Genomic DNA, 14577 nt, shown 5'->3' with positions numbered 1-14577 from the left:
TCTGTCCTTTTCACCATTGCCGGACCAGATCATGGCTAGACGTCTTTATGGAATTCCTCTGTCCGGCCATGTGCATCGCGTCCGGCTGTTCCTGTCGATCCTGAAGCTGGATTACAGTTTCGTTGAAGCCTCAATGCAGTCGCCTGAAGTGCTGAAGCTTAATCCGCTGGGACAAATTCCGATTCTGGAAGACGGCGATATTATCCTGACAGACAGCAATGCCATTCTGGTCTATCTCGCGAAAACCTATGCATCCGACAGTTCATGGCTGCCAGAGGATGCACTCGGCGCGGCGCGAGTTCAAAAATGGTTTTCCATTGCCGCTGGCGAATTGCGGTATGGACCGGCTATGGCGCGTGCAGCGACGCTCTGGAAGCGCCCGGATGATATTGCCCCGGCTCAGGCAAAGGCTGCGAAGCTGCTTCCCTTTATGAATGATGAACTGAAACAGCGGCCATTTCTCGCAGGTGACATGCCCACGCTCGCCGATCTGTCCTGTTACGCTTACATCAAACGCGCACCTGAGGGCGGGGTGTCTCTGGCGCCTTATTCTGCAGTTCAACAATGGCTGGAGCGTATAGAAGCGCTGCCTGACTTTATTCCCATGCCGGAAGCATCTGCTTTCGGGTTATGAATATTTTCGTTTCCCTAATGAATCCTCTCATTGGTGCGAGAAATATTAGAAAAAATTTATATTTAATAAAAACAGTTTCCTCATCACGTCTTCTTCTTAAAAGGGTCGGGCCTTTCGTTCGGAAGAACCATCATGAAACTGACCCCGGAAACTCTGGCCCACCTTCCAGAGACCATCCTCACCTCCCCTTATGATCGCCAGAAGGTGACTGCGGGGATTGCCCATCTCAGTGTCGGAAACTTTCACCGCGCCCATCAGGCCGTGTACACAGACCGCACACTGGCTCTGCCGGGCCAGGAAAGCTGGGGCATTGTTGGCCTTGGGTTGATGGATGTGCCGTCTGAAGTGCAGAAGGCTGAAGCCCTTCAGTCTCAGGGCGGTCTTTACACTTTGCGGGAATGCCCATCGGGCCGTCCGGACGTCGTACGGGTTGTAAAATCCCTGGTGGAATACATCCATGCTCCCGCAGACCGTCTGGCAGCCCTGAAGCGCCTGACCGATCCAGCAATCCGCATCGTCACCATGACGATCACGGAAGGTGGATATTACATGGATGAGGCAGGCCACTTCATGGCTGACCATCCGACCATCGTTGCGGACCTCAAGCGTGAAGTGCCGGAAACAGCATTTGGTATCCTCACCGAGGCCCTTCGTCTGCGCCGTGAAGCCGGTGTGAATGCTTTCACAATTCTCTCTTGCGACAATGTTCCGTCGAACGGAGAGGTTGCGCGCCACGCTGTCCTGTCCTTCGCACGCCTGCGAGACGACGAACTGGCAGACTGGATTTCCCGGAACGTCTCGTTCCCGGCCTGCATGGTTGATCGTATTACCCCAGCGGTTGGACCGGCAGACATTGCTCGCCTCAATAGTGAAAGCGGCATTGAAGACCGCGCCCCGCTGTTCTGCGAAGACTTCATCCAATGGGTTGTGGAAGACAATTTCCCAGAAGGGCGTCCGGCCTGGGAGCAGGCGGGTGTGCTGTTCACGAACAATGTTGAGCCATACGAACAGGTCAAGCTGCGCATGCTCAACGCGTCCCACTCCATGCTGGCCCTCCCCGCGGTTCTGATGGGGTACCGCTTTGTCAGTGAAGCCATGGAAGACGAGAGCCTTTTCCGCCTCCTTCAGCAGTTTTTGGGTTTTGACTCAGAACCACATCTGACCGCTCCTCCGGGCATCAGCCTTCCGGAATATGGAGCCCTCCTGCTCCAGCGTTTCCGCAACAAGGCTGTCAGTGATCAGCTTCTGCGCATTGCGTCGGACAGCACATCCAAACTGCCGGTCTTTATTCGCCCGACAGCCGAGATCGTGGTGAAAGACAACGGTGACATGCGCCGGATCGCGTTCCTGCTGGCCTGCTACTGCGCCTACATGAACGGCCGGGACGATACAAACGCGGACTTCCCTGTCACAGAGCCACGTCTCAGCAAGGAAGATCGTGCACTGGTGACGGACACCGATCCGGCGCGCGCTTTAGATATGGGCGTCTTTGCGGGCTGGGGCCTCACTGACAACCCTGCTTTCGTCCAGCTTTTCACTGACATGCGGCAGAGCCTGCAGGATCGTGGAACCGCTGCGACACTTGCGGACGTCATCACGCCAAAGGGCTGATCAGGGTGTCCTGTGCCGGTTGAGATTAACAACCGGCACAGAACCCTTTCTCCAGACGACGTCGTTGCGGCCCGCCAGTGGGCCGCCTACAAACAGAGCCAGATGCGTTACTTGCAAACTCTCGCAGGATAGATCGTCTCATGATCATCAGCACTGACGAAAAAATCGATCTTCAAACGCCTACTGGCTCAATGCGTGTCCATATTTTTCGACCGGTTCAGGATGGCCGTTTCCCAGCTGTCATGCTGTTTTCGGAAATCTATCAGGTCACGGCACCTATCGAACGATTGGGCGCCATGATTGCGGGACAGGGATATCTCGTCGCAATCCCCGAAGTGTATCATGAGTACGAGCCCGCCGGGACTGTCCTTGCCTATGACAAGGATGGAACGGATCGCGGGAATGATCTGAAATACGCCAAGCCTGTCTCGGCCTTTGACAACGACACGGCAGCCCTTGTCGAATGGCTGCAAGACAGCAGTTTCTGCACGGGAGCAATTGGCGCTTTTGGTGTATGCCTAGGGGGGCATCTCGCCTATCGGGCAGCTCTTCATCCTGCAGTCAAAGCAACAGCGTGTTTCTATGCCACCGACCTGCATTCAGCGACGCTTGGTGAAGGCAAGTCTGATGACTCGCTCATTCGGGCCACAGACATCACTGGTGAACTGATGATGGTTTGGGGCCAGTCAGACCCGCATGTTCCCTATGCGGGACGGCGTATAATCCGGGATAGACTTGAGGACGCGGGCGTCACGCTGGAGTGGCATGAAGTTAACGCCCAACATGCATTCCTGCGTGATGGAGCACCACGCTTCGATGCTGCTCTCTTCCTGCAGGCCATGAACTGGACGAATGCTCTATTTCAGCGCGCTTTGACACGAGGGTAACCGAAGGGGGCTTCCGCTGCAGGAAGCCCTTCAAACGTCAAAATTCCTCGTAAGTGGCAGGATCCTGATCGGCGAGACGCCCATCCGCACGTGCCAGAGAGGCAATTTTTGTCATATCGTCTTCTGTCAGGGCAAAGTCGAAAATGGACCTGTTCTTAATCTGCCGCTCAGGCGTGGCAGACTTGGGAATGGGCACAGAACCAAGCTGGTGATGCCAGCGGAGAATAACCTGCCCGACTTCCTTGCCTAACCGCTCAGCAATTGTTTTCAACAGAGGATTTGTCAGAAGGTCACTTGCGCGCCCCAAGGGGCTCCAAGCCTGCGTAATGATCCCGTGATCATGATTCCACTTCCGCATCTCGTCCTGCGGGAAATAGGGATGCAGTTCAATCTGGTTGATCGACGGAAGAACGCCTGTTTCGGCTTTCAGCCGCTCAAGATGTTCTGGCAGAAAATTGCATACGGCAATTGATCGGATATAGCCGCGCTTCTTTGCCTCAATCAGGGCTTTCCAGGCTTCAACGTACTTGCCCTGCTTCGGGTTAGGCCAGTGAATGTAATACAGGTCAAAGTAATCAAGCTGCGTGCGATAGAGGGACTCCTCGATCGTTGTCAGCGCAGCATCATAGTCATGATGGCGGCCTGGTAGCTTTGAGGCGACGCGCAGTTCTTCCCGGGGGCGGCCGCTCTCACGCACGGCGCGGCCAACTGCACCTTCATTCTCATAATTGAACGCACTGTCCAGCGCATCATAGCCCACGTTGAGGGCACTGTTCATGGCTTCAACGCCCGCAGCGCCGTTCAGCTTATAGGTTCCGAACGTGATCGCCGGAATGGTTGTGCCGTCATTCAGCGTGACTGTCGGAATCGTCATTCTCTGCTTCTCCTGACTCTGCCGCATTCAATCCCTGGGGAATTTATCAAATGCCTAAGGAAGACTTTCGGGTTTGACGTATTACGCCCGACAGAGAGGAAGCGTTTCATAACAGATGGCTTCAGACGCACGAGCCACAAAAAAAAGCGGTGAACCAAAATGGCTCACCGCTTGCATCAAAAGAAGCCTAAACAATCTTTAGTCTGAAACGCGTTCGATATCAGCACCACATGCTGCGAGCTTGCGATCTACGCCCTCATACCCACGATCCAGATGGTAAATCCGGCTGAGCTGCGTCTCGCCTTCAGCAGCAAGTCCAGCCAGAATGAGCGAGAAAGACGCCCGAAGATCAGTAGCCATGACCGGAGCACCGGACAGCTTCGGAACGCCACGAATAATTGCCGAGCGACCATGTGGATTGATGCGCGCACCCATCCGGTTCAGCTCAGGAACATGCATGAAACGATTTTCGAAAATCGTCTCGGTAATCATGGACGCACCATCCGCAACAGAGAGCATCGCCATGAACTGGGCCTGCATGTCCGTCGGGAAACCCGGATATGGCTCCGTCATGATGTCCACGCCTGTCAGCTTACCGGTGCGACGGACACGCAGACCACGCGGATCTTCCTCAACTTCAACACCCGTTTCCTGAAGGGTACGGATTACAGCCCCCAGATCATCGGCACGACCACCAACGAGCAGAAGATCACCGCCCGTGATGCCCGCAGCGCAAGCATAGGTGCCGCATTCGATGCGATCTGGCATGACCGCATAGTTGGCACCATGCAGGCGCTCTACGCCTTCAATGATCAGTGTACCGGAACCTTCGCCCGTAATCTGTGCGCCCATCGCGTTGAGACAGTGCACCAGATCGCTGATTTCGGGCTCACGCGCTGCGTTGACGATTTCGGTACGGCCTTTGGCGAGCGTGGACGCCATCAGCAGATTTTCCGTCGCACCAACACTGGCGAACGGCAGGATAATCCGGTCGCCCTTCAGGCCTTCGGGCGCACGGGCATTGATGTATCCGTTCTCAAGACGAATTTCAGCACCCAGAGCTTCAAGCCCCTTGAGGTGCATGTCCACAGGACGCGTGCCAATAGCGCAGCCACCCGGCAGCGAAACCTTGGCTTCACGGGCACGCGCCAGAAGCGGGCCAAGAACGAGAATGGAAGCGCGCATCTTGGAAACGATGTCGTACGGGGCTTCCACCGATCCGATTTCGCCTCCGATAGAGAGGGTGCGCTCACCCACAGCCTCGACGGCGATGCCCAGCCCCTTGAGAAGATCGCGCATCGTCTTGATGTCGGCAATCTGCGGAACGTTGGACAGCACCAGACGATCAGAGGTCAGCAGGCCTGCGACCATGAGCTTGAGGCCGGAGTTCTTTGCGCCCCCGATCTCGATTTCGCCCGTCAGGCGATGGCCACCACGAATAATGAAACGGTCCATGAGTGATGCGCTCCTTACAGCCGAGGCGTGGTTACGCCGGACTGGCGCATGTATTTACCGGCACGATCCGCGTAGCTGACTTCGCAAGGGCTGGCGCCCTGGAAGAACAGGAACTGGCAGATGCCTTCGTTCGCATAGATGCGCGCAGGCAGCGGCGTCGTGTTACTGATTTCGATGGTGACCTGCCCTTCCCACTCCGGCTCAAGCGGCGTCACATTCACGATGATACCGCAGCGCGCATAGGTGGACTTGCCAAGGCAGACGACCAGCGTGTCCCGCGGAATACGAAAATATTCGATCGTGTGCGCCAGTGCGAAGCTGTTTGGGGGAATCGTGATGTCGCCCGTCCGTGTCACGAAGCTGTTCGCGGCGAAGTTCTTCGGATCGACGACGGCACTGTCCACATCGGTAAAGATTTTGAAGTCTTCCGCGACACGCGCGTCATAACCGTATGACGACAGACCGTAGGAAATAACGCCTTCCCGCTTCTGGTTTTCCACAAACGGTTCAATCATGCCGTGTTCTTTGGCCATCTGGCGGATCCAGGTATCAGGCATGATTGGCATGGACGCATTAACTCCTACACGGGGGGATCGATCTGCTCTAGCGACAGCCGCCCGATCACGCAATGTGTCGGTTTAGCCATTTTCCGTGAGGTGCTGTTGCCTTTTGACAAGCCAGCGCGGTCTCATCTCACTGGCAAGAACACCACAGACAATCAAAGCAGCCCCAAGAAGCGTGGTGGCCTGCAGTTGATCGCCTGCCAGCCAGCCGACCAGTCCACCCCAGACAGGCTCTCCTGCATAAATCACAGCAGCTTTTGAAGGTGGGACGGACTTTTGAGCCCAGTTCATCACGAGTTGTACCAGAGCACTCAGGCTTCCGAGAGCCGCAGCACAGACAACCCAGATCCATGAAAACGTTGGCACATGCTCCCCGGCGACCGGCATGAGCAAAAGTGCAAAAAGGCCGCCTCCAACAAGCTGACAGACCGTGATTCTACGACTGTCCACGCCTTGGGCAAACAGGCTGATCAAAACAATTTCGGCGGCGATGGCGCATGCTGACAGCACCGTCAGTAAATCGCCATGGCTAAAGGTCAGGGTCAGGGCTGCCGGCCCTGCCAGCGCAATCAAGCCGGCAAACGCCAGGCCGATTCCGACCCAGCTCATAATGTGCGGCGATTTACGCAGAATGGCCCACTGGAACAGTGGCACCAACGGCACATAGAGAGCCGTGATGAATGCAGAACGGCTGCTGGTCACCTCACGCAAACCTGCACTTTGCAGAACATACCCGATTGAAAGGGCAATCCCGATCAGAATACCGGATCGCACTTCTTTCCGTGTCAGACCCGTCATGTGACGACCTGCCAGACACGCCACCATGGCTGCGGCCATCAGAAATCGCACACCGACAAAAAACATCGGTCCGCAATGCTGCATGGCCAGATGCAGGATCAGAAAAGTGCCTCCCCAGAGCGCCGTAACGCCCGCCAACGCCAGTTCCTGTGGCGTTGGCGTTGGCAGACGAATTTTCATGACGCCTTAGCTTTCGGAGGACGGTGTGGGCGCTGTGGGCCTGATGCGCTGCTGCTGTTTCCGACGCAGAAGATTGGCCCGGAGCGCCTTGGCTTCGCGAACTGCGCGTGCCTCTTTGGCAGCCTGCGCCTTATCAGTCAGATGGGCCGTAGCTTTGCCGTTTTCCGTCTTGTCAGTTGTCATCAGTCTGTCCGTCGAAAGATGCTCGAAGATGCGTTCCAAGCAGCTCGTCATATACACCGAGTGTCGCCGACTGCATCTGTCGGATCGTATAATTTCGCAAGACATGCTCACGGGCATTTTCTGCCAGATAGGCAAGCGTCTCATCATCGGCCGACAGAATGCCGACAAGTGCTTCGGCCAATGCCTGAGGATTATCGGGAGGAATAACGAGACCGGTCTGTCCGGGCAATACCGTCTCCATCATGGCGCCCTGTGCCGTTCCGATAACGGGTTTGCCCATCATCTGCGCCTCTACAAGCGTCCGCCCGAAGGGTTCAGGCCGCAGAGACGGTGCGACGACAACGGACGCCAAAGCGCAGGCCGCTGGCATGTCCTGGCATGTCCCTGCGAAGCGAACCCTGTCTTCCAGACCCAGCTCCTGAATTCTCCGCCCAAGAGAGAGCGCGAATTTATGATCCGTTTCCGGGCCAACCAAAACACAGATCCAGGGTGCAACAGAGGCCTGTTTGAGAAACTTCAGCGCTTCAATCAGGACCCTCTGCCCTTTCCACGCCGTTAGACGTGCAGGCATCAGGATCACGCGGGCGCCGTGAGGCACTGACCAAGCTTCAGCAAGACGCTGGATCCGCTCGCCGGAGACCTTTTCCGGGTCAAAAAGAGAAGGGTCGGCCCCACGGGGAATGGTCCGCAGACGGTCTGACTGAACACCATATTGCCCGGACAAACGGCCAGCGATGAAATTCGAAATGGCAATCACGCGCGTGCCACGGGCCAGAACAGAATTGTAAAGCTTCTTGCCCCACCAACCCGCACCATGAACACCATGCCATGTCGTGACCAGCGGGATCCCTTCACGACGACAGGCCAGCCAGGCCGCCCATGCCGGAATACGGGAGCGGGCATGCACCAGATCCACCCCCTGCTGGCGGATCAGTTTCTGAAGATCACGGGCCCGGCGCAGTACAGCAACAGGTGATTTGGATTTCAGGTTGAGCGGCACATGAATTGCGCCAGCGTGCCTCAACTGGATCAGCAGCGGCCCCGGCTTTGAAGCAACAATGGCTTTCCCGCCCGCCTGAGTGATGGCAGCGGCGATTTCGATGGCACCGCGCTCAAGCCCCCCAGTACTGAGTGCAGGAAGGACCTGGAGGATCACGGGAGAACGGTCAGTCATGAGCGTTTCGGCGGGCCATTCTGAAATTTTGATCCGAACGAGAAGCCTTCCTGATCGGTCTGCGCCTGAGGCTTTCAGAATGAAAAACAGGCAGAAACGAAAAAGGGAGGCGTCCATGCCCTGCTAGCACAGAAGTCCCCCCTTGACGATGGAGTGTAGCGAATGTGCACAGCACATCCGCCACAGTCGTCGGCTTTACTTAACGGCGTCAGGCAAAGCGTAAACCACGAGCTGATCGCTGACTGGCGTCATCATGAAGTGATGCCCACCTGCCATGATGGCAACGTACTGATGTCCGTTGGCTTCGTAAGTCATCGGGTTGGCCTGACCGCCACCCGGGAGCACCGCGCTCCACACGACCTTGCCGGTGTGCTCGTCAATGGCACGGATCTGGTTATCCGTAGCGGCTGCGATGAACACCAGACCGCCACCTGTCACGACAGAACCACCATTGTTCGGTGTTCCGATCTCCCAGGGAAGACCTGTCGGCAGACCCCATGGACCATTAGCACGAGCCGTTCCCAGCGGGTGCTGCCACAGCACCTTCTGACCGTGCTTCATGTCGATGGCCGTGATCATGCCATAAGGCGGACGGTTGCACATCATGCCCGTGTACTGATCCCAGAACGGCGTCACGACGATGCCGTATGGCGTTCCGTCCATGGCACCATTACCTTCGGCGCCACCGCCACCTGGCTTGAAGTTAGGATCGTCGATCGGCATCAGACCAAGCTTGTCGGCCTTCTTGCGGGTGACGAGCTGGTCGTACATCGGGGTGATGTTCCAGTTCGCGATCAGGATTCCGCTCTTCTCGTCATAGGACATGGAACCCCAGTCACTGCCACCATTGTAGCCCGGGTATTCAATCCATGGCTTATCAACGCTCGGCGGCGTGAATTCACCAACGTAGTTCGCACGACGGAACTTGATGCGGCAGAAGAGCTGATCAATGGGAGACATGCCCCACATATCCGTCTCTTTCAGATCAGGCACGCGCAGAGCAGGCATCCCGACAGACCAGGGCTGCGTCGGTGTCCGTGGGTCGCCAGGAATGACGCCTGGTGACGGAGCCGGACGCTCTACGACGGGGAGAACTGGCTTACCTGTCCGGCGATCCAGAACGAACGTCTGACCGCGCTTCGTCGGCATGATAAGAGCTGGAACGGGCTGGCCGTCAGGACCAGGCATATCCATCAGGGTTGCCTGAGAGCCAATATCATAATCCCAGACGTCTTTATGGGCGGTCTGGAAAACCCACTTTTCTTCACCCGTCTTGACGTCAATCGCCACGACTGCGGAAGAAACCTTGTTTTCGGCATCGCTACGAAGAGCGCTGTAATAGTCGGCAGCGGAGTTCCCGGTCGGCACATAAACCAGACCAAGAGCGCTATCGCCCGTCAGTGCGGCCCATGAGTTCGGCGTACCGCGGCTATAGTGGCGATTTCCCGTTGGCTGGCTGTGGTCGGTCGGGTTGTTGACGTCCCATGCCCAGACGAACTTGCCGCTTTCAGCATCGTAACCGCGGATCACACCAGACGGTGCCCAGCGACGCTGACCATCCAGCACTTCGTGGTTGACGACGACAACGCCATCAACGACCGGTGGCGGTACGGTCATGGAAACGAAGCCCGGAACGGACTCGCCAAGACCCTGCATCAGGTTAACCTGACCACCGTGACCGAAATTCGGACAGAACTCACCCGTTGCCGCATCAACAGCAATCAGGCGCATATCAAGCGTACCTTCGATAAGCCGATTGTGGCAGGGCTGGCCTTCTGGCACGACGGACGACGTGAAATACGTCACGCCCTTACAGGCTGCTGTGTAGGGAATGGAGTGGTACTTCACATCCACATTGCGACGCCAGATCTGCTTCCCCGTCACCGGGTCCAGCTTCATGATGTCGTTCATGGCCGAACACATATAGAGGCCGTCACCCACCTTGATGGGTGTGGTTTCAGCTGCCCATTTGTTGGTCTGACCTGGACGTGGATAGCTGCCCGTATGGTAAGTGAACGCGACCTTCAGGTTGCCAGCGTTCTCAGGCGTGATTTCAGACAGCGGCGAATAACGCGTCTGATGATCATCACGGCCATAAGCAACCCAGTCTCCTGGAGCAGGGTTTGCGCTCTGCTGGGGTGCCATGGCAGGCACTTCTGACGGATCAATTGACTCGATATCCGGCAGGTTTGCAGCATTTACGCCCGGAGCCTGCGGAGCATATGGAGAGGGTCCGGCAAAATAGCTCTGCTCTTTAGGACCGCTCTCAGTAGGCTCATTCGCATTGCCTGGACCAGGAACTGCGGCGGTCGGAGAACCACCCGAGCCTGCGGGAGCGAACTGAGCGTGGGCGGCGAGGGGCGAACAGGCGAGCGCGAGGCCTGCGGCTGTTGCGAGAAGGTGAGACCGACGCATCAGACGGCTCCTCTGAGTGTACGGCGGGATTCCAGGCGGCGAAGGACCGGAATGGTCAGGACCACCAGAATGCCAAGAATGGTCGGACCGAAAGCGCGCGGCAGAAGGTCAATCGGGCTGACCCCGACTTCCCACAGGGACCAGACCCATGTGTAGGCCAGGGCGCCTAGGTACAGGAACGCGCCGAGCGTGCGGCCCATCACCATGAACACCCCGCTGGCAACCAGCACGATCCCGCAAATGACGTAGTAAACAGAGCCGCCCAGCATCGCGAGGTCAGCCCCCATGATGACAAAGATCAGGCCCACAAGAAGAATAACGACCCCCAGAAGCAGCGTCAGCCACTCCGTCAGAGTCTTCGTGCCGTTAATATTCGGCATAACCGGATGCCTCCCAGACTGAATACCCGGGACGGTATGTCGATTATCCAGCGAGGTCCATTAGAGTTATTCTGAATATCCTTTAACAAAGGCGTGTTTGCGGTAACAAAAATGTGCTTGGAACTATTTGAAAAATGACCATTTCAGCAAATATCAGCATTATCCAGCTGGAATCGTGACCACTGCGCCACCTGTATGGTTGGTGGCAGCGAGAGCACTGAGAACCTGAACCATTGTGAAGGCGAGCTTGCTCTGGAAGTCTTTCTCATCAATCCAGAACCACATGTCATTATATTCAACCGCCGCATATCGGCGGTCGGGAACCTTGTGTCCTGAATGAATGACAACTTCCGGCCGGTTCTCAATACCCACCTGCCCGATCGTTGGCGGTGTCCGGCCGACCTTGATGTCCTCTTCCGGAACCTCAACCTCATAAGCAAGCTGCGTGAGCATCGCGAGCATCGAGCGCGTCAGGATAGCAATCTGCCCAGGATGCTTGGGATAGGGGCCGTAAACTATTTCCGCTTCTTCAGCCTGGGCATCCAGATGCAGGAGGCGCCGCACTTCCGCCTGCGTCGAAAGAAGGCTGCTATCAGATGTCGAAGACAGCACCAGATAGGAATGCTCTTGGCCGTTGCCGTTTTCCGGCTTGGAAGAACTCTTCTTGGTATTGTTGTCATCGGTCGGAGGCGGCGCATCGGTTGTGATGCGGATAGTCATCGCGCCTGCGATCTGAAGCTGACGCAGATCATGCAGCAAAAGATAAAAGCGGACAGAGCCTCCGCCAAATGGCCCTGCTCCCAGCCCTCGCACGTTGGACAGTCCATCGATCGACTGCGCTGTCAGGCGCAAGAGGGTGTCAATGGGAAGACCACCGAGACTGAGGGGCATGATAACGGTAGGAGAAATTGGCCGCACGATATTCTCGGCGTATTGCTGCCCCGTCACCGGCTGATAGGTGAAGGTCGGGCTTTCACCCGATGTCATCGTCCCCGTTCCGAAGAGATAATTGCCGACGGCAGTGGCAGGATAGGCATAGAACCCGCCACTCACGCTCTTGGATACGCTATATCCGGCAATGACCTGCGTCGTATCCAGAAACGTCGGCGGATCGGCATAACGCAGGCGCACGATATTCAGGAGCATCTCATGCTTCTGGGATTCGCCCAGAGCGCGCGAGTATTCAAGCTCGTCATGCTGAAGCCTGGATGGCCCTATCGGCCCACAGGCAGCAAGACAGATAAGTGCAGCCAGGGGCGCGGCCCGGAATATCAGATTAATTTTCATGACTTATCTCAAAGTGGACCATTCCGTGGCCAAGCGGAAGTCACAACCGTTTCCTGAATGATGCGAACGTATATTTTTCATGAAAGATGTTACCGCCAAGGCTTGAAACACTTTGCTGCCCCGCCTAAATCTGGTCTCGGAAACACGATCCCTTGATGGATCGGATTTTACGTCACAAGGGCTCGCCCCGGTGCCTGACAGGGCCGAAGCGAGCCGCTGAAAGGACATATTATGAGCAAAGTCATCGGTATTGACCTCGGCACGACCAACTCCTGCGTTGCAGTGCGTGAAGGCGACGAGACCCGCGTTATTGAAAACAGCGAAGGCGCACGTACGACGCCGTCCATGGTCGCATTCACCGAAAACGGTGAGCGTCTGGTTGGACAGGCCGCGAAGCGTCAGGCTGTCACGAACCCGACCAACACCCTGTATGCCGTCAAGCGTCTGATTGGTCGTCGTTACGATGACCCGACCGTCGCCAAGGACAAGGGCATGGTCCCTTACGAAATCGTCAAGGGCGACAACGGCGATGCATGGGTTCGCGCCCGTGGCGAAGATTACGCCCCGTCCCAGATCGCTGCATTCGTTCTTGGCAAGATGAAGGAAACGGCCGAGTCCTACCTCGGTGAAACGGTTACACAGGCCGTCATCACGGTTCCGGCTTACTTCAACGACGCACAGCGTCAGGCAACTCGTGACGCTGGCAAGATTGCCGGCCTCGAAGTCCTGCGTATTATCAACGAGCCGACCGCAGCTGCACTGGCTTATGGCCTTGGCAAGCGCGATTCCGGCACGGTGGCTGTGTATGACCTTGGTGGTGGTACGTTCGACGTTTCCATCCTTGAGATCTCTGACGGCGTGATCGAAGTGAAGTCCACGAACGGTGATACGTTCCTGGGTGGTGAAGACTTTGATAACCGCGTCATCGACTTTCTGGCTGATGAGTTCAAGAAGGACCAGGGCATCGACCTGCGTGGCGACAAGCTTGCTCTGCAGCGCCTGAAGGAAGCCGCTGAAAAGGCCAAGATCGAGCTTTCCTCCTCCAAGGAAACCGAGATCAACCTGCCGTTCATCACGGCTGATGCGTCCGGCCCGAAGCACCTTGTCGTCAAGCTGTCCCGTGCCAAGCTGGAAAGCCTGGTTGACGATCTGGTTCAGCGTACGCTTGGTCCGTGCCGTTCCGCTATCAAGGATGCTGGCGTATCCACGAGCGAGATCGACGAAGTCATCCTCGTTGGCGGAATGACCCGTATGCCGAAGGTCATCGAGACGGTTAAGGAATTCTTCGGCAAGGATCCGGCACGCAACGTCAACCCTGACGAAGTGGTCGCTATCGGTGCAGCCGTTCAGGGCGCCGTCCTGAAGGGTGACGTGAAGGACGTTCTGCTCCTCGACGTGACGCCGCTGTCGCTGGGTATCGAAACGCTGGGTGGCGTGTTCACCCGTCTGATCGACCGCAACACGACGATCCCAACCAAGAAGAGCCAGACCTTCTCCACGGCTGAAGACAACCAGAACGCCGTGACCATCAAGGTCTATCAGGGCGAGCGTGAGATGGCAGCGGACAACAAGCTGCTTGGCAACTTCGACCTGCAGGGCATTGCTCCGGCGCCGCGTGGCGTTCCGCAAATTGAAGTTACGTTCGACATTGATGCCAACGGTATCGTCAACGTGTCCGCCAAGGACAAGGCGACGAACAAGGAACAGCAGATCAAGATCCAGGCTTCTGGTGGTCTGTCCGACGGTGACATCGATCGCATGGTCAAGGAAGCGGAAGCGAACGCTTCCGCTGACAAGGCCAAGCGCGAGCTGGTCGAGCTGCGCAACAGCACCGAGAGCATGATCCACCAGACCGAAAAGTCCCTCACGGAAGGTGGCGACAAGGTTCCGGCTGCAGATAAGTCTGAAGCAGAAGCCGCTATCGCAGCAGCCCGTGAAGCTCTGGGTGGCGAGAATGTCGAAACGCTGAAAAGCGCAAGCGAGCGTCTGACGCAGGCTGCCATGAAGGTTGGTCAGGCCATGTATCAGGCAGATCAGGCCCAGCAGGGTGGTGAAGCTGCGGGTGCGGAAGCCAAGGACGAAAACGTTGTCGACGCCGACTTTGAAGACGTCGACGACAGCAAGAAGCACTGATCG

13 protein-coding genes are annotated in these 14577 nt (G+C 56.8%); 4 read left to right on the top strand and 9 right to left on the bottom strand.

The window, feature by feature from the left end; genetic code table 11:
• The first annotated feature begins 31 nt into the window (after nt 1–31).
• From GCE01_RS05545 to GCE01_RS05535, 3 genes are all read left to right on the top strand, one after another.
• Nucleotides 32–634: a glutathione S-transferase family protein gene (locus GCE01_RS05545; RefSeq protein WP_080951436.1), complete on the top strand. Its 603-nt coding sequence runs from the start codon at nt 32–34 to the stop codon at nt 632–634.
• Between the two features lie 132 nt (nt 635–766).
• Complete coding sequence (locus GCE01_RS05540) at nt 767–2245, top strand: mannitol dehydrogenase family protein (RefSeq protein WP_099211557.1); 1479 nt, start codon at nt 767–769, stop codon at nt 2243–2245.
• Nucleotides 2246–2385: 140 nt separating this feature from the next.
• Nucleotides 2386–3132 (top strand): dienelactone hydrolase family protein, encoded by a 747-nt coding sequence (locus tag GCE01_RS05535; protein WP_099211555.1) that lies wholly within the window; start codon nt 2386–2388, stop codon nt 3130–3132.
• A gap of 37 nt (nt 3133–3169) precedes the next feature.
• Here the strand turns inward: GCE01_RS05535 and GCE01_RS05530 are convergent, their stop codons facing one another.
• From GCE01_RS05530 to GCE01_RS05495, 9 genes are all read right to left on the bottom strand, one after another.
• A complete protein-coding gene (locus tag GCE01_RS05530; RefSeq protein ID WP_099211553.1) occupies nt 3170–4006 on the bottom strand; it encodes an aldo/keto reductase in 837 nt (278 codons plus the stop codon).
• Nucleotides 4007–4204: 198 nt separating this feature from the next.
• Nucleotides 4205–5461, bottom strand: a complete 1257-nt coding sequence (gene murA / locus GCE01_RS05525) for a UDP-N-acetylglucosamine 1-carboxyvinyltransferase (protein ID WP_046900589.1) — start codon at nt 5459–5461, stop codon at nt 4205–4207.
• A gap of 14 nt (nt 5462–5475) precedes the next feature.
• Nucleotides 5476–6027, bottom strand: coding sequence for a dCTP deaminase (dcd, locus tag GCE01_RS05520; RefSeq protein WP_064275649.1), 552 nt, complete (start codon nt 6025–6027; stop codon nt 5476–5478).
• Between the two features lie 72 nt (nt 6028–6099).
• Complete coding sequence (locus tag GCE01_RS05515; protein WP_064275650.1) at nt 6100–7002, bottom strand: DMT family transporter; 903 nt, start codon at nt 7000–7002, stop codon at nt 6100–6102.
• A 6-nt stretch (nt 7003–7008) separates the two neighbouring features.
• Entirely contained in the window at nt 7009–7185 is a 177-nt protein-coding gene (locus GCE01_RS16815; RefSeq protein ID WP_167386121.1) for a hypothetical protein, read from the bottom strand.
• A complete protein-coding gene (locus GCE01_RS05510) occupies nt 7175–8359 on the bottom strand; it encodes a glycosyltransferase family 4 protein (RefSeq protein WP_099211978.1) in 1185 nt (394 codons plus the stop codon). Before GCE01_RS05510 ends, GCE01_RS16815 begins: the two co-directional genes overlap by 11 nt.
• A gap of 195 nt (nt 8360–8554) precedes the next feature.
• Nucleotides 8555–10774 (bottom strand): pyrroloquinoline quinone-dependent dehydrogenase, encoded by a 2220-nt coding sequence (locus GCE01_RS05505; RefSeq protein WP_099211551.1) that lies wholly within the window; start codon nt 10772–10774, stop codon nt 8555–8557.
• The gene (locus GCE01_RS05500) at nt 10774–11154 is read right to left on the bottom strand and encodes a glycerol dehydrogenase (RefSeq protein ID WP_086633540.1); all 381 of its coding nucleotides are present in this window, start codon (nt 11152–11154) and stop codon (nt 10774–10776) included. The genes GCE01_RS05505 and GCE01_RS05500 overlap by 1 nt, the downstream gene beginning before the upstream one ends.
• A 159-nt stretch (nt 11155–11313) precedes the next feature.
• A complete protein-coding gene (locus GCE01_RS05495; RefSeq protein ID WP_174694794.1) occupies nt 11314–12441 on the bottom strand; it encodes a hypothetical protein in 1128 nt (375 codons plus the stop codon).
• Between the two features lie 231 nt (nt 12442–12672).
• On the opposite strand from GCE01_RS05495, the gene dnaK reads away from it, so the two are divergent.
• Nucleotides 12673–14574, top strand: coding sequence for a molecular chaperone DnaK (dnaK, locus tag GCE01_RS05485; protein WP_099211549.1), 1902 nt, complete (start codon nt 12673–12675; stop codon nt 14572–14574).
• The last annotated feature ends 3 nt before the right edge of the window (nt 14575–14577 follow it).

It is taken from the genome of Gluconobacter cerinus (assembly GCF_002723935.1).
Taxonomy (GTDB): domain Bacteria; phylum Pseudomonadota; class Alphaproteobacteria; order Acetobacterales; family Acetobacteraceae; genus Gluconobacter; species Gluconobacter cerinus.
This window is presented reverse-complemented; position numbering and strand designations above follow the sequence as displayed.